Origin of the sequence: Streptomyces sp. NRRL S-37, from assembly GCF_000721605.1 — a bacterium.
Classification (GTDB): Bacteria; Actinomycetota; Actinomycetes; order Streptomycetales; family Streptomycetaceae; genus Streptomyces.
In genome coordinates this window covers 336,826-361,357 of the sequence record NZ_JOIZ01000001.1, presented here as the reverse complement: position 1 = coordinate 361,357, position 24,532 = coordinate 336,826, and the positions used below count along the sequence as shown (strand labels likewise).

Sequence of the window (24,532 nt, the reverse complement as noted above, 5' to 3'; positions counted from 1 at the left end):
GCGTGCTGGACTACGACGAGGAAGCGGAACGGTACGACGTCCTGCGCGGCGGGGAGCCCCGGGCGGCGGCGGCCGCGGAGGCCGTGCTGAGCCTGGTACCGGCGTCGGCGCGGGAGCTGCTGGACGTGGCGTGCGGCACCGGCATCGTGACCCGGCGGCTGGCCGCCGCCCGTGCCGGTCTGCGGGTGACCGGCGCCGACCTCTCCGAGGCGATGACCCGGATGGCCGTCGCCCGTCTGCCGGGCGCGGTGGTCCGCGCGGACAGCCGCCGGCTGCCCTTCGGGGACGCCCGGTTCGACGCCGTGGCCAGTGTGTGGCTGCTGCACCTGTTGCCGGGGCCCGAGGCCGTACGGGCGGTCGTCGCCGAGTGCGCCCGCGTGCTGCGGCCCGGCGGGGTGTACGTCACCACCGTCCACAAGGGTGCCTCGCACAACGTCGGCAGCGACATCGACGCGGTCCTCGCGGCCCGTCCGCGCAGCCCGGTCCCCGACGACCCCGACGCCGTCGACGCCTGCGCCGCCGCGCACGGTCTGCTGCCCGCGGGGGAGGCCCGCTTCCGGGGCCACGGACAGGGCCGCAGCCCTCGCCGCACCATCGCGGACCTGCGGCGCGGCTGGTTCGTCACCCTGCCGCCCGGAGAGCCGGTCGCCGAGGAGTTCGCCGCCCGGCTGGCGGCACTCCCGGACCAGGACCGGCCCCGCCCGGACCCCGTGTTCCGCCTCCGGGCGTACCGGAAGCGGAAGGACGGCAACCTGGAGCGTCCCGGCGGCGACTGAGGGGCGGAACCCATCCGTCCTCCCAGGAGGTCCGTCCCGTGACCCACCCCCACAGGCACCGCAGACGCCGTGTCGCCCTTCCCGCGGCGCTCGCCGTGGCGGCGCTGGCCGGCGCCGGTCTGACCGCGCTGTCGGACGCGCCCGCCGAGGCCGCCACCGCACGGCAGGTCGAGAAGCTGGACCGCGGCGTCGTCAGCGTGTACACCGGCAGCGGCAACCTGGTCAGCTGGCGCTGGCTCGGCACCGACCCGGACGGCGTCGCCTTCAACGTCTACCGGGCCGGCACCAAGGTCAACTCCAGTCCGATCACCGGCACCACCACCTACTTCCACTCCGGTGCGCCCTCCCACGCCGACTACACCGTCCGCGCGGTGGTGAACGGCACCGAGCAGGGCGACTCGGTGCACGCGATCCAGTTCCGCGCCGGCTACAAGGACGTACCGATCAGCCCGCCGTCCGGCGGCACCACCCCCGACGGCGTCTCCTACACCTACGAGGCCAACGACGCCTCCGTCGGCGACCTCGACGGCGACGGCGCCCTCGACATCGTGCTCAAGTGGCAGCCCACCAACGCCAAGGACAACTCCCAGTCCGGCTACACCGGCAACACGATCGTCGACGGCATCAAACTGGACGGCACCCGGCTGTGGCGCATCGACCTGGGCCGCAACATCCGCTCCGGCGCCCACTACACGCAGTTCCAGGTGTACGACTACGACGGCGACGGCAGGGCCGAGGTCGCCATGAAGACCGCCGACGGCACCAAGGACGGCACCGGCGCGGTCATCGGCAGCTCCTCCGCCGACCACCGCAACACCGGCGGATACGTCCTGTCCGGCCCCGAGTACCTGACCATGTTCGACGGGCAGACCGGCAGGGCGATGGGCACCGTCGACTACGTCCCGGCCCGCGGCACCGTCTCCTCCTGGGGCGACTCCTACGGCAACCGCGTCGACCGCTTCCTCGCCGGCACCGCCTACCTGGACGGCGCCCGCCCCTCCCTGATCATGGCGCGCGGCTACTACACGCGCACGGTGATCGCGGCCTGGGACTGGCGGGACGGCCGGTTCACCCGCCGCTGGACCTTCGACACCAACTCCTCCACCAACAGCGGCAAGGGCTACGACGGCCAGGGCTCGCACAGCCTGTCCGTCGGGGACGTCGACAACGACGGCCGGGACGAGATCGTCTACGGCTCGATGGCCGTCGACGACAACGGCAACGGCCTGTGGACCACGAAGACCGGCCACGGCGACGCCCAGCACCTCGGCGACCTCGACCCGTCGACGTCCGGCCTGGAGTACTACAAGGTCTCCGAGTCCACGAGCCAGCCCGCCGCGCTGTACATCGACCCCGCGAACGGCACGGTCCGCTGGAAGCTCTCCGCCTGCTGCGACAACGGCCGCGGAGTCGCGGGGGACATCTGGTCCGGCAACTCCGGACCGGAGATGTGGTCCTCCTCCGACGGCGGCATCCGCGACGAGGGCGGCGGCACCAAGGGCCGCAAGCCCTCCTCCACCAACTTCCTCTCCTGGTGGGACGGCGACCCGGTCCGCGAACTCCTCGACGGCACCCACATCGACAAGTACGGCACGTCCTCCGACACCCGCCTGCTGACCGGCTCGGGCGTCTCCTCGAACAACGGCACCAAGGCCACCCCGGTCCTGTCCGGTGACATCCTGGGCGACTGGCGCGAGGAGGTCGTCTGGCGCACCGGCGACAACAAGAACCTGCGCATCTACTCCACCCCCCACGACACGGACCGCCGCATCACCACCCTCCTCCACGACACCCTCTACCGCACGTCCCTGGCCTGGCAGAACACCGCCTACAACCAGCCCCCGCACACCGGTTTCTTCATCGGCGCCGGCATGCCGACACCACCGAGGCCGGCAGTGTTCACGCCCTGACGTCCGGCAGGCGGACCCGTCGTCCGCGAGCGGGCACGGCCCGGCTTTCCTAGTACACCTGACGTACGTCGTGCGGGTGATCGGGCCGGATGCGGGCGTAGGACGACGGTTTCCCGGCGTCCGGGACCGATGAACAGGGCATTCTCCTGTCCGTTGCCCCGCTCGGACGGTCGGACCGTGGCGCGTGTGCCCGGGAAGGGCGGCACCGTCTCCCCGCGGTCCCGGCGGACGACCGGAACGACGGGGAGTCACGTGAACGCCTCAGAGGTGAGGGCGCTGCTCGACCAGCAGCGGTACGCGGAACTGGTGGGAGCGGTCGGAGACGCCGCGCATCGGCCGGTCCCGGACGGCGGGGACGAGGAGGTGTGGACGCTCCTGCTCCGGTGCCGGCTGGAGCAGGGCCTGATCCGTGAGGCGGGCGCCCTGGTCGACGACGCGCGGGGACGATTCGCCCCGGACGGCGTCGCCGATCTGTGGAGCCGCTTGACCGAGGTCTACAGAAACAGGGCGGCGCTCACCCCCCGGGCGCTGGACGCGTTCGTCGCGCACTGCGAGCGGATCGCCGCCCGCGGGGCCTCGGCACCGGGCCTGCTGGCCGGTGACCTCCGCGCGCAGGGACTGGCACTGCGGTTCCTGCTCTCGGGTCAGGAACCCGGCCGGCGCACGGCCGTGGCCGACGCGTGGGAGTCCGCGGCGGACGCCTACCGCGACGCCGGTCTGCCCGGCGACGCCGACCGGGCCGTACGCAGGGCCGCGTCGTTCCTGCGCGGGAACCCGGGAGCCGACCCCGCCCGGGCACGTGATCTGCTGGCGGCCGCCCTGGAAGCGGCGCAGCGGCGGGGTGACGGCCTGTCGGCCGCCGAGTCGGCGTTCGCACGGGCCGAACTGGACCTCGAGGTCTGGTTCGCCACCGACTTCGGGAAGCCGCGGGGACGGGAGCCCGGGCCGCTCGTGGCCGCGCTCGAGAACGCGGCGGAGCGGATCACCGCGGCCGGCGGCCGCCTCGGCGAACCACGGGCGTACCTGGCCCTGGGGCACCTGTGCCTGAACCACGGGGTGCCCGACGGAGTCGCCCTCACCGAGAAGGCCGCGAACGGTTTCCGGGAGGCGCGGGTACCGGCCCAGGAGCTGACCGCGTGGCAGGCGCTGTCCCAGTGGCACATCCACCACGGCGACGCGGAGGCGCGGAAGAACGCCGATCAGGAGGCGGCCGCCCTGACCCGGCTCATCGGGCATCCCCTCGCCGACGACGCGCGGGCGATCGGCGAGGCGGACACCGCCTTCCGGGCCGGCGACCGCGGACGCGCCGACCTCCTCACCGCACGGCGGGGTCCCTCGGAGGCGGGGGAGTTCGTCGGGCAGGCGGTCGTGCGCGCGTCGGTGCTCTCGGCGATGGGCCTCGGGGACGAGGCCGTGCTGCTGCTGCGGGAGATCGACCGTGAACTGCGGGACCGGCCGGCGCCGGCCGGTCTGCTGCCCGAGGTGTCGCTGTCACTGGCCGGTCTGCTGGCCGATTCCGACGGACCGGCGGCCCGCGTCCACCTGGAGCGGGGTGCCGCCGCGGCCCGCCGATTGGGTCTTCCCGTGGACGAGGCGCGCTGCCTGGCCCTCGAGGCGTGGGTGGCGGTACTGGCCCGCAGACGCGGCGGGACCACGCTCCTCTCCCCCGAGGAGACAGCCGGCCTCTTCGACCGGGCCACAGCGCTGCTGGAACCCCTGACGACCCTGGACGCCCGCGTCCACCTGGTGTCGGTGCACCAGCAGCGCGGGCAGGCGGCCTTCTTCACCCAGGACTGGGAGGAGTGCGGGACGTCGCTGAGCCGGGCCGAGGACCTCTGCCGGACCCTCGGCCTCGGCCCCCAACTGGCCTTCACCCTCAGCTACCAGGCCCTGGTGCTGATGGACAGGGCCCGCCACGGCGGTGGGGCCGCGCTGTACGAGGACGCCGACCGGCGCCTCGCCGAGGTCCAGGGGCTGCTGGCCGCCGCGGGCCTGCGCCCGGAGATCTGGCGGGTCCTGTTCCACCGCGGCATCTGCGCCCTGGAGACGGGCGACCGCTACGCGTCCACCGAGAGGGACCGCGCCCGCCACTGGTCCCGGGCGGACACCCTGCTCGACGAGGCCGCCCGGGAGGTCGACCGGCTGCGGGCGGCAGCGGCGACCGCGGACACGACCGCACTGCGGACCCAGCACGTACGCATCGCTCTGGCCGGCGACACCTCGGAGGTCTACCGTCTCGGTTTCGAACTGCACTGGTACCGCAGGGCCGACGCGGCCACGGCCCTGAGATGGCTCGAGCGGTCCAAGTCCCGGGCCCTGCTGGACGGACTCGGTGAACTCACGCCCCCCGAACCCGTCCTGAGACAGGTCCCCGAACTCGCGCGGGAACAGGACCTGCGGAAGCGGCCGGCGGCCACCGACGCGGAGGAACTGGCCCTGCGCCGGGAGATCGACGGACTTCTGGCCACGATGCGCACGGGCCCGATGGCCGGCTACGCGCGCGCCAGGTCCGTCGAGCCGCCGGCCTACGAGGAGCTGCGTGCCGCACTCGGCGAGGAGGAGCGGCACACCGCCGGGCGGCGGATCGTCGTGGCCGAGTACCGGTGCGGCCCGACGGGAACCTTGCTGTTCGCCCTGCGCGCCGACTGGGCCGCGCCGCGGGTGGAGACCGTCGCGGTCGACCACGCGCGGTTGTCCCGCTACGCCGCCCAGTACTTCCGCCGCCCCGGCGGGGTCCGCCTGATGATGCAGGACCTCGCCGACGGAGGGGAGCGCGACTGGCACTCCTTCTCCTCCCTCGTCGCCCCCCTGGCCGACTGGCTCTCACCCGGGGACATCCTGTACCTCGTACCGCACGGAATCCTCCACGACCTGCCGCTGCACACACTCCCCGTCGCGGGTGAGCCGCTGCTGTTGCGCAATCCGGTGTGTTACAGCCCGAGCAGCGCCGTGCTGCTCGACCTCCTGAACCGGACGACGCGGGGGGAGCGGACACGAGCGGGGGCGCGATCGGTCTTCGGTGACTCGCGGTCCGACCTCCCGAGGTCGGCCGAGGAGGCCGGAGCCGTGGCCCGGCTCCTCTCGGTCCGGGAGAGGCTGGGGGCCGAGGTGACGACGGCGCGTGTACTGGACGCGCTCGACGCGTGCGCGCTGGTGCATCTGGCGGGGCACGGACACCTCTCGACCGGGGACGGCTTCGAACGGGGCATGGACATGGCCGACGGTGTGCTGCGCGCCTCCGACCTCGTGGGCCGCCGTGTCGGGGCCGGTACCGTGGTGCTCAGCGGCTGCGAGACAGGCGTGAACGAGCAGCGGACCGGGGACGAACCGGTGGGGCTCACGCGCGCCCTGTTCCTGGGCGGGTGCAGGTCGGTCGTGGTGAGCCAGTGGAAGGTGGCGGACACGTCCGCGGCCGTGCTGCTCACCGCGTTCCACCGGGAACTGGCGGAGGGCTTCGGCTGCGCGGACGCGCTCCACCACGCCGCACGGGCCGTGGCGGGCACGCCACCGCACCGCCGGCACTTCTACCACTGGGGCGCGTTCGTGGCCGCCGGTGACTGGCGATGAAGGAGGAACGGGTGGGAAACGCACAGGACACGGGGGCCGGCGAACACGTCGTCGACTACACCATGGACATCGACGAAGCGGCGCTGGAAGAGCGTGCCGAACCGGCCGCCGTGGACCGGACGGTCAGGCTGCTGGCACGGGAGAACAGGTTCGCCCTGCGCGCCGGGCCCGCCTCCTGGAACCCGCTCGGCAACGGCCAGGGGGTCGCGGTCGACATCTCGCTGCGGTGTGTCGCCCACCGGCACCCGGAGTGCCGATTGCGCTGGGTGAGGGTGAGCGTGGACGTCTCCGGCAGTGACGGCACGGTCCTGGACCTCAGTCCCAGGGACGAGGTGGCCACCGACCCGGTCAGAGTGAGCACCCGCTACGGCGGCGGCCTGTCCCTTCAGATCGAGACCGTCCCCCTGGGACCGGAGGTCACCGTCGAACGGGCCAGGGAACAGGACGTGTTCTTCCCCCGGCTCACCTCGTCCGGCCCCATGTTCGCCGCGGCCTGGTGGGACTTCCTCCAGGTCGGGGAGGCTCCTTTGCACGTCGACCGCACCCTGCGGCTTCTGGCCGGCCTGCCCGACGGCGCCACGCAGGCCCACCTCCACACCACCCTGCGCGCGGGCGTCTCGGCCCGGGGAGCCCTCGGCACCGTGCCCCTCGTCGGCCGCCGAAGGGTGAGGCTGGACGCCCAGGGCACGTTCGAGGACCTGTAGGAGCGCCGTCCGCTCCCCGCACGGCGGGCAGGCCCGGGCCGGGGGAGCCGTTCCCGCGGCACCGGGGCGGCGGTGCTCACGCCCCGGGAGAACGGCACGGCACCGCCCGCTCGGTGGCCCCGGCCCCTTCGCCCGCCCGTACCCGGTACGGGCGGGCGAAGGGGCCGCGGGTCACGGCCTCGGTGAACCGGCCGTCCGCGCATCGGGGCTTCCTCGCTGTCGCCGGCGGGGGCCCGGTCGTCATCCCCCACCGGCGGTCCTCAGCGCACCGCGCAGGCCTGTCCGCCCAGTTCGAAGGCGGTCGGTGCCGTGTTCGTCGCGGAGCGGGTCGCCGTGAAGCCGAAGGCGACCGACGAGCCCGCCGCCACCGTGCCGTTCCAGTCGGTGTTGCGTACCGTCACCGTCGGACCGGACTGGGTGGGGGACCCGTTCCAGAGCTGGGAGATCTTCTGGCCGTTCGCGAAGGACCAGGTCAGGGACCAGCCGTTCCAGGCGGCCGGGCCCGTGTTGGTGAGCTGGACGTCGGCCTGGAAGCCGTCGCCCCACTGGTTGGTGATCTTGTAGGTCACCGCGCAGGCACCCGACGGACCGGGCTCCTCCGGCTCCTCGGGCTCCTCCGGGTCCGTGCCGCCGGTGTCCGAGGTGTCGCCGTAGACGACACCGCGGCCGTTGGTCGCCACGTAGACCCGGCCGTAGACCCGCGGGTCACCGGTGATGGCCGCGCCCGTCCAGCCCCACTGGTGGGCGTCGTCGTTGACCCGGGTCCAGGTCGCGCCCCGGTCCGTGGAGCGGAAGATGCCGCGTACGCCGCCGATCTCCGCGCTGGTGAAGAGGGTCTGGTACGAGGCGCCCGGCGCCGCCTTGCCGAAGCCGACGGTGTCGGCCTCGTCGACGTTCGACAGTTTGGTGAACGTCGCGCCCGAGTCCGTGGAGTGCCACAGGCCGTACGGCCCGTCGCTCGCCCCGCCCGCCAGCCAGATGTCGCCCTTCGCACCCGGGAGTGCCTTGAAGCGCACGCTGTCACCGGCCGGGAGCCCCGTCGCCGCCGACGCCGTGAACGTCGCGCCGCCGTCCGTACTGACGTAGAACGTCCCGGACTTGAAGCCGTAGAACGTCTTCGGGTCCACCCGGTCGGACTCGACGACCGCCCCCGCCGGGATGCCGCTCGACGCCGACCAGGACGTGCCGAACCCGGTCGCGTAGTGCACGCCCGCGCCCTGCGGGCTCCACACGAACCGGCTGCCGTCGGCCGCCGCCGCGACCGTCCCGCCGCCGCTCACGCCCGAAGGGTCGGTGCCCGCGAACCAGTTGGCGCCGTTGTCGGTCGAGAACGCGATGTGCGGACCGGAGTCCAGGTTGCCGGCCCGTACCACCGTGTTCGGTTGGGACTCGGCGAAGTCGAGGCTGGTCGTCGAGGTGAAGTTCGGCTGGGTGAACATCATCGACGGGACCTTGGTCAGGTCCGTGTGCCGGAAGCCGCCGACGTCACCGAGCGCGCTGATCAGCGGGGCACCGGACGGCGGGGAGATCAGGTCGTTGACGGCCGTCTCCTCCAGGCCGCGCACCATCGGGGTGATGGTGAACTTCGACCCGGAGTCCCAGTTCCCCAGGTTCTCCGTGCCGTAGATCGTCGCGCCCGTCCCGTACATCATCCGGTCGGAGTCGAACGGGTCGATCTCCAGCGCCTCCGTCATCCAGCCCAGCTTCGGCGTCTGCTCCGGCGGCGACGGGTTCGCGCCCCAGGTCAGCCACGGGGAGGACGAGACGTCCATCGTGTAGCGGTTCTCGCGGCTGGGGTACGACGTGTAGCTCCACGCCTGCGTCCAGGTGCCGCCGCTGTCCGTCGAGCGGAAGATCTGCGTGTCCGGCCACCAGGAGCTGTACGCCGTCGCCATCACCGTGCCCGGGTTCTGCCGGTCCACGGTCAGGCCGCTGAAGCCGTAGTAGGTGTCGGCCTCCGCCACCGGGCTGATGTCCGTCCAGGTGCCGGTCGCCGTCGCGTACCGGTACAGCCGGCCCTTGCCGCCGTCGTACGGACCGCCGGTGTCGCTGTAGGCCAGGTACAGGTAGCCGTTCTCGGCGTCGAGGACGCCCTTGTGCGCCAGGTGTCCCGTCGGCTGCCCGGCGATCCGCTGCCAGGTCGCGCCCGCGTCCGTCGACCGGTAGACGGCGTTCTCCTTGTCGGCGACCCCGACGTAGATCGTCCTCGTCGCCGTCCCGGCGCCGCCCGTCGACTCGTCGAAGGTGACCCAGGTGATGCCCTGGTTGTCGGACGCGTACCCGGAGGTGTCGCTCGGATCCTGCGCGTAGTTCCCGGGGTTGGGGAACGCCGTCACCTCCGACCAGGTGACGCCCGCGTCGGTCGACCGCCACAGCCCGTGGCCGCTGGGCGCGCCCAGGTACAGCACATCGTTGTCGTGGGGGTCGACCGCCAGCCGTTCCCCCATGCCGCGCCCCGGCATGTTCCCGCCCAGCTTGAACGGCAGGTCCGCCTTCTTCCAGCTCGCGCCCCGGTCCGTGGAGCGCAGCACCGCGCCGTTCGTCGGGTCCCAGTCGTTGGTGTACGTGCCGACCGCCGCGTACACCCGGTCGGGGTCGGCGGAGTCGGAGGCGAGGCTCACCACACCGGTGTGCCCCCAGTCGTCCCAGCCGACCGAGTCGAGCAGCGGGGTCCAGGTCTTCGTGGACTCCTGCCAGCGGTAGGCGCCGCCGATGTCGGTGCGGGCGTAGGCCAGGTCCTTCTCACCGCGGTTGAAGACGATGCCGGGCACGAAGCCGCCACCGTCGATGCGCGCGTTCCTCCAGGTGTAGGTGTCGGCGGCGAGCGTGCCGGCCGGCTGTGGGGCGCCGGCGGCCAGGGCGGGCGGGCCGCCCGCGAGCAGACCGGCCGCCAGCGCGAGCACGGTCGTGAGAACACGGGTTCTTCGCACGGAGGTTCCTTCCTCTTGGGGGGAGGGGGAGCGGGGAGAGCGTGCGAGGGCCGGACGGCCCCACCGTGCGCGGGTGGGACCGCCCGGCCGTGTGTGGTCCCGGCGTCATGTGCCGGGGCCGGTACGCGGAGCGTCGGCGGGGGCTATTCGAGAAGCTCCGCGTACGAGCCCATGGCCAGGGCGATGTCGGCCTGGGCCCAGAACCGGTGGTACGTGAAGGTGGGCGCGGCGCCGCCCGCCAGATAGGACTCGATCTTCGACCACGCCGGGTCGTCCTGGTAGAAGGAACGGATCGACGCGAACGTCGACGACGAGTTGATCACGTCACCGTTGGGCATGGTGCCGGTCCAGCCGCTCGGGACGTGGACCGGGTCGTCGAAGCGGTTGTAGTCGGCGCGGGTCTCCGGGACGGCGATACCGAGCGCGTCCTGGTTGTTCTCCCACATGCCGTCGAGGAGCGCCTTCGCCGTGGCCGCCGCCTCGGTGTCACCGGAGCGGTCGGCGTAGTACGTCAGCGTCTTGGCGTACGCCGCGGCCACACCGACGTCGTTGGTGTAGTCGGCGACGGTGACGTGCAGCCCGCTGTTGGCGCCGGGCGACGACGCGTTCCAGGTGTCGGGCTTGCCCGACCACTGCAGCGTCGACGGGATCCGGAAGGAACCGTCCGGGTTGACCGTGGTCTCCGACAGCGCCCAGTCGACCCACTTGTCGAGAACCGACTTGGCGAGCGCGTTGCCGGTCTGCTGGTACAGCTCGGCGACCCGCTCCATCGACCACGCCTGGAAGCCGAACCACTGGTTGGACGGCGGGTCGTGGTAGACCGGCTTCTCGTCGTAGTGCATGCCGTAGAAGGTCGGCGTGCCGGACGGCGGGGTCGTGTACCGGCCCGCCCAGCTGTTGGTCGCGCCGCCCGCGATGCCGCCCTCGTCGGACTGCAGCCAGCGGTAGAACTCCAGCTGGCGCTGCATCGACTTGGCCCAGTCGTCCGCGCCCGTCGCCGACTTCGGCTTCAGCGGCGCGTACTGGCTCAGCGCGTACGCGGCCAGCGGGTTCTGGTAGCCGCCGTGCGCGTGGCTGGAGCCGATGCGCCAGGCCCAGCCCGCCGAGGTGTCGGTGGCGCCGCCCCAGGCGTAGTACCAGGAGAGCAGGTAGTGCGAGGCGTCCTTGCCGGTGCCGGCCGGGCAGGACGTGCTGGTGCAGTTGCCGATCTTCTTGAAGTACTTGTCGTACATGGCGTAGCGCAGGTAGTCACCCATCTTCGCGGCCTTGGCGACGGTCGCGGAGACCTGGGAACCCTTGCCCTGGTCCTTGGCCCACAGGTCCGCCCAGTACGCGGCCTGCACGGCGCGCGCGTCGGCGTCCGGGGCGTTGGTGAACTTCCACTGCTTGGCGTACGAGGCGTCCTTGGTGAACAGGTCCAGGTAGCCGTTCTTCCCGCCGTACTTGAAGGCGTCACAGGTGGGCTGGGTGACGGTCTCCCACACCGACTCCTGCGGGCCGCGCTGGAAGGTGTTGATGTACGACGGCCCGGTGTCCGACGGGCCCGCCTCGCACTTGCCGGGCGAGTTGCCGTAGCCGTAGACGTTGTCGACGTCCTGGATCCAGTGCATGCCGTAGACGTCGTCGGTGCCGTAGGCGGACTTCAGCTCGGACGCGATCGGGTCGGGGCCGACCGAGACGCCCGTGTCGAGCTGCGACGGGTACTCGTTCGGGGTGTCGTGCTCGGGCGCGTACGTCGCCGGCTTGGAGGCGTTGTAGAAGGAGTTGGTGGGCTGGTCGGCGTGGGTCGGGATCATGTACTTCTCCATGATCTCCCAGGCCCCGTTGAACTTCGACCAGTCACCGGTCACCTTGCCGTACATGGCCTGCAGCCACAGCAGGTAGCTGTACGCCTCCGAGGTGGTCTCGTGACCGTGGTCCGGCGCCTCGACGATCAGCGTCTCCACCGAGTGGTACGGGATGCCCTCCGGCGAGAAGTAGCCGTTCGCCGGGTCGGTGATCTTCCCGTACAGCTCCAGGAAGCGCGCGTCGTACGCCTTCTCCGCGCCCAGCTGCGTCACCGTGACCGCCGCCTTGGCGTGGCCCGGCGCCGAGGACTCGAAGACCGCCGAGCCGCTGCCCGAGGAGTCGGCGGCGATCGTCACCTTCTGCGCGGTGTTCCAGTTCGACGGTGTGAAGGTGAGCGAGGCGCCGGCGGAGACCGACAGTCCCGAGTTGCCGCTCGCCCGGGCCGTCGTGACGGTCACGTTCGAGGCCGGCTGCTTCGACAGCTTCACCTCGTACGAGCCCGACTCGCCCTGCTGGACGCCGAGCTGGGACGGCGTGGCCACCACGGCGGGACCCGAGGCGACCGTGATGCCGACCGGCGTCGAGGAGGCGGAGGCCCCCATGCTGTCGTACGCCTTCGCCACCAGCGAATGACTGCCCACGGTCAAACCAGAGGCGGAGAGCGTGAAGGGCGAGCTGGTGTCCGTGCCCAGCAGCGTGGTGTCGTCGTAGAACTCCACCTTGGTGACGGTGGCCCGGTCGGCCGCCGCCGCGGTGGCGGCGAGCGGGACCGCCTCGCCCTGCGTGTAGACGGCGCCGGCCTCGGGGCTGGTCAGCACGGTGATCGGCGGCTGGTGGGCCCCGACGCAGGGGGTGCCGTTGATGGCGAACGAGGTGGGAGCGGCGTTGCTGCCGCTGTAGGTGAACTGGCCGCCGGTCGTGACGGCGGCGCCGGCGGCGATCCGGGCGTTGTACCCGGCGTCCTTCACGGTGATGGTCCTGCCGGACTGCGACCAGCTGCCGTTCCAGCCGTTCGAGAGTCTCTGGTTGCCCGTGTAGTCGTACGTCAGGGTCCAGCCGTCGATGACGTCCGTACCGCGGTTGGTGAGGGTCAGATCCGCGGTGAATCCGGAACCCCAGTCGTTCGTCTTGTAGTCGACGCTGCACTGGACGGCAGCCGCCTGAGCGGGAGTCGAGCCGGTCGACAGCATGGTCAGCGGAAGCGCGAGAGCAGCGGCGACGGCCGTCAGCGATCTCCGTAAGCCTCTGCGTCTCCTGGGTGGGGGATGCATGGTGCTGGTTCCTCCTGCGACTCGTACATGTCAAGCCTTGAACCAGTGGGAGCGCTCCCATAGTGGGGACGGGGTGGGGTACGGTCAACCCTTGGGGCGAGTCGAAAACATTCGACGGTTCAACTTGCGTGAAAGTCGGTTCACCCTCTGTTCTTTACCGTCACTTGGCGCTAGCTTCATGTGCACCAGTGGGAGCGGTTCCATCAGTCGACGCGTCCGTCACGACGCGTCCGAGCTGCAAGGAGTCGCTCGATGCGCCACCCCCCGCGTTCAGTACTTTGAGCCACCCCCCGTACACGTGTGGAGCACCTGACGCGGGGTCGCTCGTTCCGTGGGATCCATGTGCCGTCCGTGCTGTCCGGAAGCCTCCGGCCGGCACCACGGGCCTGCCCCCATCAGGCCCGAACGGCATCCCCACCCGTGAGGCACCAGGCCGCGCGATCGTCCGCGCGCGCCCAAGAAGGACAGCCCCCTACGGATAGGAAACCCGCACGATGAGTCGCACCAGAACCGCGCTTCTCGCCGCCATGGCGCTGGTCGCCGGCGCCGCCGGGACGGCGATCGCCGCCGTCCCCGGCGCCGCCGGCGCGGCTGCCGCCGTCCCCTGCACCGTGGACTACAAGGTGCAGAACGACTGGGGTTCCGGCTTCACCGCGTCCGTGACGATCACCAACAACAGCGCCGCCAAGTCGTCGTGGTCGCTGAAGTGGTCCTACGCCGGCAACCAGAGGATCACCAGCGGCTGGAACGCCAAGGTGAGCCAGTCCGGCGCGAACGTCACCGCCGCCAACGAGTCCTACAACGGCACCCTGGCCACCGGGGGTTCGACCTCCTTCGGCTTCCAGGGCACCTACAGCGGCAGCAACGCCGTCCCCGCCACCTTCACCCTCGACGGCGTGACCTGCAACGTCGACTCCGGCGGCGGCCCCACCGACCCGCCGCCGGACCCGACCGGCCGGGTGAACAACCCCTACGACGGCGCCAAGGTGTACGTGAACCCCGAGTGGTCCGAGAAGGCGGCCGCCGAGCCGGGCGGCAGCCGCATCGCGAACCAGCCGACCGGTGTCTGGCTGGACCGCACCGCCGCCATCAACGGCGTCAACGGCGGCATGGGCCTGCGCGACCACCTCGACGAGGCCCTGCGGCAGAAGGGTTCCGGCGAGCTCGTCATCCAGCTGGTCATCTACAACCTGCCCGGCCGTGACTGCGCCGCCCTCGCCTCCAACGGCGAGCTCGGCCCGACGGAGATCGACAAGTACAAGACGCAGTACATCGACCCGATCAAGGCCATCCTCGCCGACGAGAAGTACGCCGACCTGCGGATCGTCACCACGGTCGAGATCGACTCCCTGCCGAACCTGGTCACCAACGTCTCCCCGCGGCCCACCGTCACGCCCAACTGCGACGTGATGAAGGCCAACGGCAACTACGTCAAGGGCGTCGGCTACGCCCTCAACAAGCTCGGCGACGTGCCCAACGTCTACAACTACGTGGACGCCGGCCACCACGGCTGGCTGGGCTGGGACGACAACTTCGGCGCCTCCGCCGACATGTTCAAGCAGGCCGCGACCGCCGAGGGCGCGACCGTCGCCGACGTGCACGGCTTCATCGCCAACACGGCCAACTACAGCGCGCTGAAGGAGGACCACTTCTCCATCAGCGACAGCGTGGCCGGCAAGTCGGTGCGCGAGTCGAAGTGGGTCAGCTGGAACCGTTACGTCGACGAGCTGTCGTACGCCCAGGCGCTGCGCGAGAAGCTGGTCTCGATCGGCTTCGACTCCGGCATCGGCATGCTGATCGACACCTCCCGCAACGGCTGGGGCGGCGCGAACCGGCCCACCGGGCCCGGCGCCACGACCAGCGTGGACACCTACGTCGACGGCGGCCGCTACGACCGCCGCTTCAACACCGGCAACTGGTGCAACCAGGCGGGAGCCGGCCTCGGCGAGCGGCCGCAGGCCTCCCCGGAGCCCGGGATCGACGCCTACGTGTGGATGAAGCCCCCGGGTGAGTCCGACGGGGCCAGCGAGGCCATCGACAACGACGAGGGCAAGGGCTTCGACCGGATGTGCGACCCGACGTACACCGGCAACCCGCGCAACGACAACAACATGTCGGGTGCGCTGGGCAATGCCCCGATCTCCGGGCACTGGTTCTCCGCCCAGTTCCAGGAGCTGATGAGGAACGCGTACCCGCCGCTGTCGTGACGGGCTGACCACCGGTCCGCCGGGGCAGGACCTGCCGGGTCCTGCCCCGGCGGACCGCCGCGCGCCTCGTCCGCCGCGTCCTTCTTGCCGGACCGGCAACGTGAGTTGCCCGTCGCCGGTGCGTCGTCGCACCCTGGCGGCATCCGAGCGGAGAGGCTGAGCACCATGGCGCACGACCACGACCACCAGCACGACCACGGGCGCAAGCACGGGGGGCACGACCACGGCCACGACTGGGCCGAGATGGCACCCCTGCTCGAATCCGAGGCGGAGCTGTTCACGCCGCTCTACGAGCGGGCCCTGAACTGGCTGGCGAAGGAGGTGACGGAACCGGGACTGATCGTGGACGCGGGCAGCGGTCCCGGCGTCATCGCGTGTCTGTTCGCCGAGACCTTCCCGGGCGCGCGGGTCGTGGCCGTCGACGGCAGCGAACCGCTGCTGGAGCGGGCCAGGGACCGGGCCGGGCGCCAGGGCGCCGGCGACCGTTTCGGCACCCTCGCCGGTGAACTCCCCGAGGTGCTCGGCGAGCTGGACTACCCGGTCGACCTGCTGTGGGCCAGCCGCAGCGTGCACCACCTCGGGGACCAGGCCGCCGCGCTGGCCGCCTGCGCGGAGCGGCTGGCGCCCGGCGGCACGCTGGCCGTGATGGAGGGCGGGCTGCCTCCCCGGTTCCTGCCCCGCGACATCGGGTTCGGCCGGCCCGGTCTCCAGGCGCGCATCGACGCGGTGCAGGAGGAGCGGTTCGGCCGGATGCGGGCCGAACTGCCGGGCTCGGTGGCGGTCGTCGAGGACTGGCCGGCCCTGCTCACCTCGGCCGGTCTGCGCCACACCCGCTCGCGCACCTTCCTCCTCGACCTCCCCGCCCCGGTCACGGACCGCTCCCGCGCCCATGTGGTCGCCGCCCTCACCCGCACGCGCGAGGTCATCGGCGAGGACCTGGACGCCGACGACCGCGCCACCCTTGACCGCCTCCTCGACCCCGCCGACGAGGCGAGCGTCCACCACCGCCCGGACGTGTTCGTCCTGGCGGCCCACACGGTCCACACGGCGGTACGGCCCGTGTGACGGTCTCCGGGGACGGTCGTGCCTTCCCCGCCCGGGCGAAGCCGGGAGCGGGGGAGACACCCCGTCGGCGCCGGGCCGCGCGACCCGTCCCCGCCCCGCCCCCGGAGACGTCAGCCGCCGTTGAACTCCGCCGGATGCGAGCCGATCCGCCGGTCCTCGTTGAGCGCGCTGATCGCGGCGAGGTCCTCCGCGTCCAGACTGAACCCGAACACATCGATGTTCTCCGCGATCCGGGACGGCGTCACCGACTTCGGGATGACGATGTTCCCCAGCTGAAGGTGCCAGCGCAGCACCACCTGCGCCGCCGTACGCCCGTGCTTCTGCGCGATCGCCACGATCGCCGGGATCTCCAGGATCCCCTTGCCGGAACCGAGCGGCGACCACGCCTCGGTCGCGATGCCCCGCTCCGCGTGGTACTCACGCGAGGCGTGCTGCTGCAGATGCGGATGCAGCTCGATCTGGTTGACCGCCGGGACCACCGACGTCTCGGCGGTCAGCCGCTCCAGGTACTCCGGCAGGAAGTTGGAGACGCCGATGGCGCGGACCCGGCCGTCGTCGAGCAGCTTCTCGAACGCCTTGTAGGTGTCGACGTACCGGTCCCGGGCGGGCGTCGGCCAGTGGATCAGGTACAGGTCCACGTACTCGAGACCGAGCTTCGACAGGGACGTGTCGAAGGCCCGCAGGGTGGAGTCGTACCCCTGGTCGCTGTTCCAGAGCTTGGTGGTGACGAAGAGGTCCTCGCGCGGGACGTCCGACTTCGCGAGGGCCCGTCCGGTGCCCTCCTCGTTGCCGTAGATCGCGGCGGTGTCGATGCTGCGGTAGCCGGCCTCCAGCGCCGTCGTCACGGCCGTCTCGGCCTCCGCGTCCGGCACCTGCCAGACGCCGAAGCCCAGCTGGGGCATCTCGACGCCGTTGTTCAGGGTGATCGGGGGGACCTTGCTCACGAGCTCTCGATCCTTCGGTTGTGGTCAGATACGTACAGGTGTTACCCCCATCGTCGACGATCACGACCCGTGGCGCATTCCTGACCGGGAAATTCATGCCTGGTAGAGCGCCTCGACCTCGGTCCCGTACGCCTTCTCGATCGCCCTCCGCTTCAGTTTCAGCGACGGTGTGAGCAGCCCGTCCTCCTCGGTGAACGGCTGTGCCAGGATCCGGAACGTACGGATCGACTCGGCCTGCGAGACCAGGGTGTTCGCCGCGACCACGGCCCGCCGCACCTCCGTCTCCAGATCCGCGTCCCGCACCAGCTCGGCCGGTGACATCCGCGCCTTGCCGCGCATCGCCAGCCAGTGCTCGACGGCCTCCTGGTCCAGGGTGACCAGCGCGGCGATGTACGGGCGGTCGTTGCCGACGACGATGCACTGGCTGACCAGCGGATGGTCCCGCACCCGCTCCTCCAGCACCCCCGGCGAGACGCTCTTGCCGCCGGAGGTCACCAGGATCTCCTTCTTGCGGCCGGTGATGGTGAGGTAGCCGTCCTCGTCGAGGAAGCCGAGGTCGCCGGTGGCCAGCCAGCCGTCGTGCAGTGTCTCGTCGGTCGCCTCGGGGTTGTTGAGGTAGCCGTCGAAGACGTTGTCGCCGTGCAGCCAGATCTCGCCGTCGTCCGCGATGTGCACGGTGACCCCGGGGATGGGCTGCCCGACCGTGCCGTAGCGGGTGCGCTCGGGCGGGTTGGCGGTGGCCGCCGCCGTCGACTCCGTGAGGCCGTACCCCTCGTAGACGTGCACGCCCGCGCCCGCGAAGAACAGCCCGAGCCGGCGGTCCATCGCCGAACCGCCCGACATGGCGTGCCGGATCCTGCCGCCCATCGCCGCCCGGATCTTGGCGTAGACGAGCTTGTCGAAGAGCTGGTGCTGCATCCGCAGCGCCGCGGACGGTCCCGGCCCGGTGCCCCAGGCCCTCGCCTCCACCGCGTCCGCGTACTTGACGGCCACCTCGACGGCCTTCTCGAACGGGCCCGAGCGGCCCTCCCGTTCCGCCTTGCGCCGCGCCGCGTTGAACACCTTCTCGAAGATGTACGGCACGGCCAGGAAGAACGTCGGCCGGAACGCGGCCAGATCGGGCATCAGCGCCGCCGCGTTCAGCTGCGGCTGATGGCCGAACTTCACCTTCCCGCGGATCGCCGCCACCTGCACCATCCGCCCGAAGACGTGCGCGAGCGGCAGGAACAGCAGCGTCGACGCCTCGTCGCCCCGGCGTGAGTGGAACACCGGCTCCCAGCGTGCGATGACGGTGTCCGCCTCGTACATGAAGCTGCCGTGCGAGAGCACACAGCCCTTGGGGCGGCCGGTGGTGCCCGAGGTGTAGATGACCGTCGCGACCGAGTCGGGGGTGACCGCCCGCCGGTGCCGGTGCACCACCTCGTCGTCGAGGTGCGCGCCCGCGTCGTACAGCTCCTGCACCGCGCCCGCGTCGAGCTGCCACAGCCGGCGCATCCGCGGCAGCCGGTCGATGACGGTGGCGATCGTCATCGCGTGGTCCTCGTGCTCCACGATCGCGGCCGTCACCTCCGCGTCGTGCAGCATCCACAAGCACTGCTCGGCGGAGGACGTGGGGTAGACGGGCACGACCTGCGCGCCGATCGTCCACAGCGCGAAGTCGAAGAGCGTCCATTCGTACCGGGTACGGGACATGATCGCGACCCGGTCGCCGAACCGGACACCGCCCGCGAGGAGGCCCTTCGCGAGGGCGAGCACCTCGTCGCGGAACTCGGCGCCGGTCACGTCCCGCCACCGGCCGGTGTCGTCCTTGCGGCCGAGCGCGACGCGCGACGGGTCCTCCGCGGCATACCGGAAGACCACGTCGGCCAGACCGCCCACCGGAGGTTCCAGGGCCGACGGAGGGTTGGTGAACTCGCGCAAACCCGCTCCCCGCTCCTCAGCGCCGGAATGGTGCGGTGACGCCCTCGTCCCGCACGGCGCCGTGAAAGCTACCCCACGCGGGCGGCGGACGGGAGGGGAGCGAAAACCGGGCGGAGCTCTCGTCCGTGCTGGTCAGGGGAGGAAAATGCGCTCACAAGGGGAAGGGCCGGACAGAAACCTGACCGATGAGTAAGTTTCGGTGGAGCAATCTCCACCGAATCTGTACGGCCTCATGACCGCCCCTTGGGGCGTCCTGCGGCCCCACCGGTTCCAGCGTGCGCGCCGACCGGAACGTCACCCCCGCCCGCCCCGGTGCAGCCGGTCGCCGCCCGCGAGGATCGCCGACGCCAGCGCGTCCGCCGCGCCCTGCGCGGAGGGACGGCGCCGCCCGTGCACCACCACGAAGTCCACCTCGCCCGGTTCCGGCAGCCCCGCCCGCTCCGGCATCCGCACCAGCCCCGGCGGGATCAGCCCGCGCGCGTGCACCATCACCCCGAGCCCGGCGCGGGCCGCCGCGAGCAGCCCGTTGAGGCTGCCGCTGGTGCACACGATGCGCCACGGGCGGCCCTCCCGCTCCAGCGCCCGCAGGGCGAGGGCCCGGGTGATGCCGGGCGGCGGATAGACGATCAGCGGCACCGGACGGTCCGGGGCCGGCCGCAGCCCCGGCGCGCCGATCCACACCAGCTCGTCGTGCCAGACCAGCTCGCCCCGCGGGTCCTCGGGCCGCCGCTTGGCCAGCACCAGGTCCAGCCGGCCCGCCGCCAGCCGCTCGTGCAGGATGCCGGACAGTTCGACCGTCAGCTCCAGGTCGACCTCCGGGTGCTCGTGCCGGAACCGCTCCAGGATCTCCGGCAGCCGGGTCAGCACGAAGTCCTCCGACGCGCCGAACCGCAGCCGTCCGCGCGGCCGGCTGCCGGTGAAGAACCGCGTCGCCTGCTCGTGCACGTCCAGGATCCGCCGGGCGAAGCCGAGCATCGCCTCGCCGTCCTCGGTCAGCTCCACCGAGTGGGTGTCCCGCGTGAACAGCTGCCGTCCGGTGGCCCCCTCCAGCCGCCGCACGTGCTGGCTCACCGTCGACTGGCGCAGCCCGAGCCGCCGCGCCGCCTGCGTGAAGCTCAGCGTCTGCGCCACCGACAGGAACGTCCGCAACTGCGTCGGGTCGTACATGCGGCCAGGGTAGCGGCGGTCATCGCGGAACGTGATGACAGTGAGAGCGGTATACCGGATTCCCGATCACGGCGGGAGGGAGCAGGATGGGGAGGGGACGCCCGTGACCATCCGGGCGCCGCGTACCCGAGCAAGTGGAGCACCGTGAAACGCCTGCGCTGGCCGAACTGGATGCCGATCGACCCGTACATCCTGCTGTTGCTCGGGACCGTGGGCCTCGCCGCGCTGCTGCCCGCGCGAGGGACCGGCGCGGACGTCGTCTCCGGCGCCTCCACCGCCGCGATCGCCTTCCTGTTCTTCCTCTACGGTGCCCGGCTCTCCACCCGCGAGGCCCTGGACGGGCTGAAGCACTGGCGGCTCCACGTCACCGTGCTGGCCTGCACCTTCGTCGTCTTTCCGCTGCTGGGCCTGGCGGCCCGTGGACTCGTCCCGGTGTTCCTGACCGACCCGCTCTACCAGGGCCTGCTCTTCCTCACCCTGGTCCCGTCCACCATCCAGTCGTCGATCGCGTTCATCTCCATCGCCCGCGGCAACGTGCCCGCCGCGATCTGCGCCGGCTCCTTCTCCTCGCTGGCCGGCATCGTCGTCACCCCGCTGCTCGCGGCGACGCTGCTGGGCGGCGCCGGGGGCGGGTTCTCCGCCGGGTCGGTGGTGGAGATCGTGCTCCAGCTGCTGGTGCCGTTCGTCGCCGGGCAACTGCTGCGCCGCTGGATCGGCGGATTCGTCTCCCGGCACCGGAAGGCGCTGGGGCTGGTCGACCGGGGCTCGATCCTGCTCGTCGTCTACACCGCGTTCAGCGAGGGCATGGTGCGGGGCGTCTGGCACCAGGTGAGCCCTGCCCGGCTCGGCGGGCTGCTCGCCGTCGAGGCCGTGCTGCTCGCCGTGATGCTGCTGCTGACCTGGTACGGCGCCAAGGCGCTGCGGTTCGGCCGGGAGGACCGGATCGCGATCCAGTTCGCCGGCTCGAAGAAGTCCCTGGCGGCCGGGCTGCCGATGGCGAGTGTGCTGTTCGGGGCCGAGGCCTCGCTGGCCGTGCTGCCGCTGATGCTGTTCCACCAGACGCAGCTGATGGTGTGTGCGGTGATCGCGAAACGGCGGTCGCGCGACCCCGTCGAGGAGACGGAGGTCACCGCCCCGGACCGGGCCGGACGGTCACGGACCGGGGCCGGTACGGGGACGCGTTCCGGCTGAGCGTCCCGGCCGCTCCGGGCGTCTCCAGCCGGTTCACGTGGTGGCCGGGCACCAGCCGCCCGTCGTCGCTCGGCTCCGGGTGCGTCTGCGGGGTGCAGGCGGCACCCCCTCCGGGGCAGGGCCGGGGTGAACGCGCGTGCCGGCCCGCGCCACGGTCCGGTCGGGGAGCAGGTCCAGGACGACGCCGCCTCGGGGACGCCGGCGGGTGTCGCGGCCCGGTTCATGGAGCCCCGGGCGCCGGGTCGTCCTCGAAGGGGCGGGAGGCGTGCGGGCGCGGGCATGCGGCATCGCAGCCGGTCGGACCGGCCGGTGGGAACCGACATCACGAGCACGTCGTGCCGGCCCGGGGGACCGTGCCGTGGAGGAGGTATGTGTCGACGGCCTTGGTCGCGCAGCGGTTGAAGGGGTACGACCCGTGGCCCTCGTCCCGCACCGTCAGCAGCACGCCGACCCCCTCGCCCAGCTCGGCCGCCATCCGCTCGGCGCCCTCGTACGGCGTTGTCGGGTCGCCGGTGTTGGCGACGACGAGGATCGGGGCAGCACCGTCCGCGCTGACGTCGGGAGTGGCGCTCTCGCCACCGAACGGCCACTCGTAGCAGAGGTAGACGCCGCTGGCCCAGGTCTCGCCGAAGACGGGGGAGGCCGCCTCGATCCGCTTCATCATCGCCTCGGCTTCGGTGAAGTCGGGGCGCAGGTCGGAATCGGCGCAGGTTATCGCCGCGAAGGCGGACGTGCCGTTGCCGCTCGAGGTCCCGCCGCGGGCTCCGGCGCCGGCCCGGGTGCCGCGTGCCTGGGTGTCCGGGCCGTGGTCGTACGCCTCCTCCAGCAACGCGTTGCCGGTGCCCCGCTCCATGACCTCGCGGAGCGCCTTCGCCAGTGACTTCCAGCCTTCCTTGCCGCTGTCCAGGTGATTCGCGATGGCGTGGGCGGCGAGACCGCCGTCGAGTTCCCCGCCGCCGTCGGTGGGCGCGGGCTTCTCCTCGAGCTTGTCCAGCAGTTCGGTGACGCGTTGTCCGGCCTGCTCGGGGCCGCTGCCGGTGGGGCAGTCGTCGTAGGCCTTCGCGCAGTGTCCGGCGAAGCGGTCGAAGGCGAGCTGGACGGCCTTGACCTGGCTGAGCTCGTCCTGCAGGCGGTCCAGTGTCGGGTCGACCGGGGCTTCGAGCACGAACCGGCCCACGTTCTCCGGGAACAGATGGGCGTAGACGCCGCCCAGCCTGGTGCCGTAGGAGACGCCGAAGTAGTGCAGCTCCTCGTCACCGAGGAGATAGCGCATCAGGTCCATGTCGCGCGCCGTATGGGAGGTGCCGACGTACGGCAGCAGCTCACCGGAGTGCTTCCCGCAGGCGGCACCGCCCTCGTACTCCTTCTCCCCGCAGATCACAGGGGCCGTCCCGCCGACGCCTCGCGGATCGAAACTGACCAGGTCGTACCGCTCGCCCAGCGCGGCGTAGTCGCTCGCGAACTCAGGGAGCCCCACGACGCCGGACTGGCCGGGGCCGCCGAAGTTGAGGAGGAGCGATCCGATCCGCTCCGGTCCGGTGGCCCTCTTCCGGATCATGGCGACGTCGATCGTGCCGCGGCCGGGCCGCCCGTAGTCCAGCGGCGCCTTCATCGTGGCGCACTCCCAGTCGTCGCCCGGGGCGTCACCGTCCCCCTGCGCCCCGGACGGTGCCGGGCAGACCGACCAGTCGAGCCGCTGGCCGGCGGTGAAAGCCGCGGGCAGCCCCGGTGGCGGGTTCGTCGCCTTGCGCTCGTCCCGGCGGGGCGCCTCGCCGCCCTCGGAGGACGCGGACGGACCCGAGTCCGAGCCTCCGACGACATCGCATCCGGCCCCCGCGGCCACCACGAACACGACGGCGAGGGCGAGCAGGCCCGCGGCGGCGCGGCGGGACGCGGCGGCGCGGCGGGACGCGGCGGCGCGCACCGCGGCACACCGCGAGAGACCACCGGACCAGTCCGCCCCCGTAGCGAAAGACCGGGGCGAGCGACCCGAGTTCCGAAATCGCGTACGCATCCGCGAGTCCCCCTGCCTCCTGGCACACCGCAACAGCGTGCCGTTCGATGTTCGACAGCCCGAACCTACTGATCGTCATTCTTCGACGGCAACCGATCGGGCGTCCGGACGGGAGACGTGAGGGCGCGACGTGGTACGGGGGCGAGGCGGGGCCCCGCGGCGCAGGGGGCGCTCCCCGCCGGCCGGGGCCCCGCCGCCGTGCAGCGGGGGAACCGGTCAGCCCCGGGCGGCCGCGGCCCGCAGGGCGATGCGCTCCTCACCCGCGTACACGTTCATGGAACCGCCCCGCAGGAAGCCCACCAGGGTCAGCCCCGTCTCCGCCGCCAGGTCCACGGCCAGCGAGGACGGCGCCGAGACCGCCGCCAGCATCGGCACGCCGGCCATGACCGCCTTCTGCGCCAGCTCGAACGAGGCCCGGCCGGAGACCAGCAGGATCGTCCGGGACAGCGGCAGGTTCCCGCTCTGCAGGGCACGGCCGACCAGCTTGTCGACCGCGTTGTGCCGGCCCACGTCCTCCCGTACGTCGAGCAGTTCGCCGTCCTCGTCGAACAGGGCCGCCGCGTGCAGGCCGCCCGTGCGGTCGAAGACCCGCTGGGACGCGCGCAGCCGGTCGGGGAGGCCCGCCAGCAGTTCCGGCTCCACGCGCAGCGCGGGGGTGTCCGCGATGGGGTGGCGGGTGGTGGTGCGCACCGCGTCCAGGCTGGCCTTGCCGCACAGGCCGCAGGAGGAGGTGGTGTAGACGTTGCGTTCGAGGGTGATGTCCGGGACCACCACTCCGGGGGCCGTCTTCACGTCGACGACGTTGTACGTGTTCGAGCCGTCGGCCGTCGCCCCGGCGCAGTAGACGATGTTCTGCAGGTCCGCGCCGCTCGCGAGCACTCCCTCGCTCACCAGGAAACCGGCCGCCAGCGCGAAGTCGTCGCCCGGTGTGCGCATGGTGATGGCGAGGGGCTTGCCGTTGAGGCGGATCTCCAGGGGTTCCTCGGCGACGAGTGTGTCCGGGCGGCTGGACACCGCTCCGTCCCGGATGCGGAGCACCTTGCGTCGTTCCGTGACTCGTCCCATGTTCCCACCAGCT

Annotated in this window: 14 protein-coding genes; 7 read left to right on the top strand and 7 right to left on the bottom strand. The window is 72.0% G+C overall.

Features of this window, described 5'->3' with window-relative positions; all coding sequences use genetic code 11:
- Positions 1 to 2 precede the first annotated feature (2 nt).
- From IH50_RS0101415 to IH50_RS0101400, 4 genes are all read left to right on the top strand, one after another.
- A complete protein-coding gene (locus IH50_RS0101415; protein WP_051767125.1) occupies positions 3 to 776 on the top strand; it encodes a class I SAM-dependent methyltransferase in 774 nt (257 codons plus the stop codon).
- Positions 777 to 814: 38 nt separating this feature from the next.
- On the top strand, positions 815 to 2,686 hold the full coding sequence (locus IH50_RS0101410) for a rhamnogalacturonan lyase (RefSeq protein WP_030856330.1): 1,872 nt from the start codon (positions 815 to 817) through the stop codon (positions 2,684 to 2,686).
- A gap of 252 nt (positions 2,687 to 2,938) precedes the next feature.
- A complete protein-coding gene (locus IH50_RS37330; protein WP_158801138.1) occupies positions 2,939 to 6,253 on the top strand; it encodes a CHAT domain-containing protein in 3,315 nt (1,104 codons plus the stop codon).
- A gap of 11 nt (positions 6,254 to 6,264) precedes the next feature.
- Positions 6,265 to 6,957 carry a hypothetical protein gene (locus IH50_RS0101400; protein ID WP_158801136.1) on the top strand — a complete coding sequence of 231 codons (693 nt, stop codon included), beginning with the start codon at positions 6,265 to 6,267 and terminating at the stop codon, positions 6,955 to 6,957.
- Between the two features lie 260 nt (positions 6,958 to 7,217).
- Here the strand turns inward: IH50_RS0101400 and IH50_RS0101395 are convergent, their stop codons facing one another.
- Both IH50_RS0101395 and IH50_RS0101390 read right to left on the bottom strand, forming a co-directional pair.
- Positions 7,218 to 9,887, bottom strand: a complete 2,670-nt coding sequence (locus tag IH50_RS0101395) for a cellulose binding domain-containing protein (RefSeq protein WP_030856327.1) — start codon at positions 9,885 to 9,887, stop codon at positions 7,218 to 7,220.
- A 143-nt stretch (positions 9,888 to 10,030) separates the two neighbouring features.
- Positions 10,031 to 12,946: a glycoside hydrolase family 48 protein gene (locus IH50_RS0101390; RefSeq protein ID WP_030856326.1), complete on the bottom strand. Its 2,916-nt coding sequence runs from the start codon at positions 12,944 to 12,946 to the stop codon at positions 10,031 to 10,033.
- Between the two features lie 494 nt (positions 12,947 to 13,440).
- Between IH50_RS0101390 and IH50_RS0101385 the strand changes: the two genes are divergently transcribed.
- Both IH50_RS0101385 and IH50_RS0101380 read left to right on the top strand, forming a co-directional pair.
- On the top strand, positions 13,441 to 15,153 hold the full coding sequence (locus tag IH50_RS0101385; protein ID WP_030856324.1) for a glycoside hydrolase family 6 protein: 1,713 nt from the start codon (positions 13,441 to 13,443) through the stop codon (positions 15,151 to 15,153).
- Between the two features lie 165 nt (positions 15,154 to 15,318).
- Complete coding sequence (locus IH50_RS0101380; RefSeq protein WP_030856321.1) at positions 15,319 to 16,218, top strand: class I SAM-dependent methyltransferase; 900 nt, start codon at positions 15,319 to 15,321, stop codon at positions 16,216 to 16,218.
- Between the two features lie 110 nt (positions 16,219 to 16,328).
- Here the strand turns inward: IH50_RS0101380 and IH50_RS0101375 are convergent, their stop codons facing one another.
- The 3 genes from IH50_RS0101375 to IH50_RS0101365 all read right to left on the bottom strand — a co-directional run bounded on the left by IH50_RS0101375 (position 16,329) and on the right by IH50_RS0101365 (position 20,249).
- Positions 16,329 to 17,120 carry an aldo/keto reductase gene (locus tag IH50_RS0101375; RefSeq protein ID WP_078913812.1) on the bottom strand — a complete coding sequence of 264 codons (792 nt, stop codon included), beginning with the start codon at positions 17,118 to 17,120 and terminating at the stop codon, positions 16,329 to 16,331.
- Positions 17,121 to 17,255: 135 nt separating this feature from the next.
- Positions 17,256 to 19,082, bottom strand: a complete 1,827-nt coding sequence (locus tag IH50_RS0101370; RefSeq protein ID WP_030856318.1) for an AMP-dependent synthetase/ligase — start codon at positions 19,080 to 19,082, stop codon at positions 17,256 to 17,258.
- Positions 19,083 to 19,376: 294 nt separating this feature from the next.
- The gene (locus IH50_RS0101365) at positions 19,377 to 20,249 is read right to left on the bottom strand and encodes a LysR substrate-binding domain-containing protein (RefSeq protein ID WP_030856317.1); all 873 of its coding nucleotides are present in this window, start codon (positions 20,247 to 20,249) and stop codon (positions 19,377 to 19,379) included.
- Between the two features lie 171 nt (positions 20,250 to 20,420).
- On the opposite strand from IH50_RS0101365, the gene IH50_RS0101360 reads away from it, so the two are divergent.
- Entirely contained in the window at positions 20,421 to 21,440 is a 1,020-nt protein-coding gene (locus tag IH50_RS0101360) for a bile acid:sodium symporter family protein (RefSeq protein WP_030856315.1), read from the top strand.
- Between the two features lie 322 nt (positions 21,441 to 21,762).
- On the opposite strand, the gene IH50_RS0101355 is transcribed toward IH50_RS0101360, so the two are convergent.
- Entirely contained in the window at positions 21,763 to 23,364 is a 1,602-nt protein-coding gene (locus IH50_RS0101355) for an alpha/beta hydrolase (RefSeq protein WP_030856313.1), read from the bottom strand.
- A gap of 306 nt (positions 23,365 to 23,670) precedes the next feature.
- Positions 23,671 to 24,519: a formate dehydrogenase accessory sulfurtransferase FdhD gene (gene fdhD, locus IH50_RS0101350; protein ID WP_030856311.1), complete on the bottom strand. Its 849-nt coding sequence runs from the start codon at positions 24,517 to 24,519 to the stop codon at positions 23,671 to 23,673.
- Between the last annotated feature and the right edge of the window lie 13 nt (positions 24,520 to 24,532).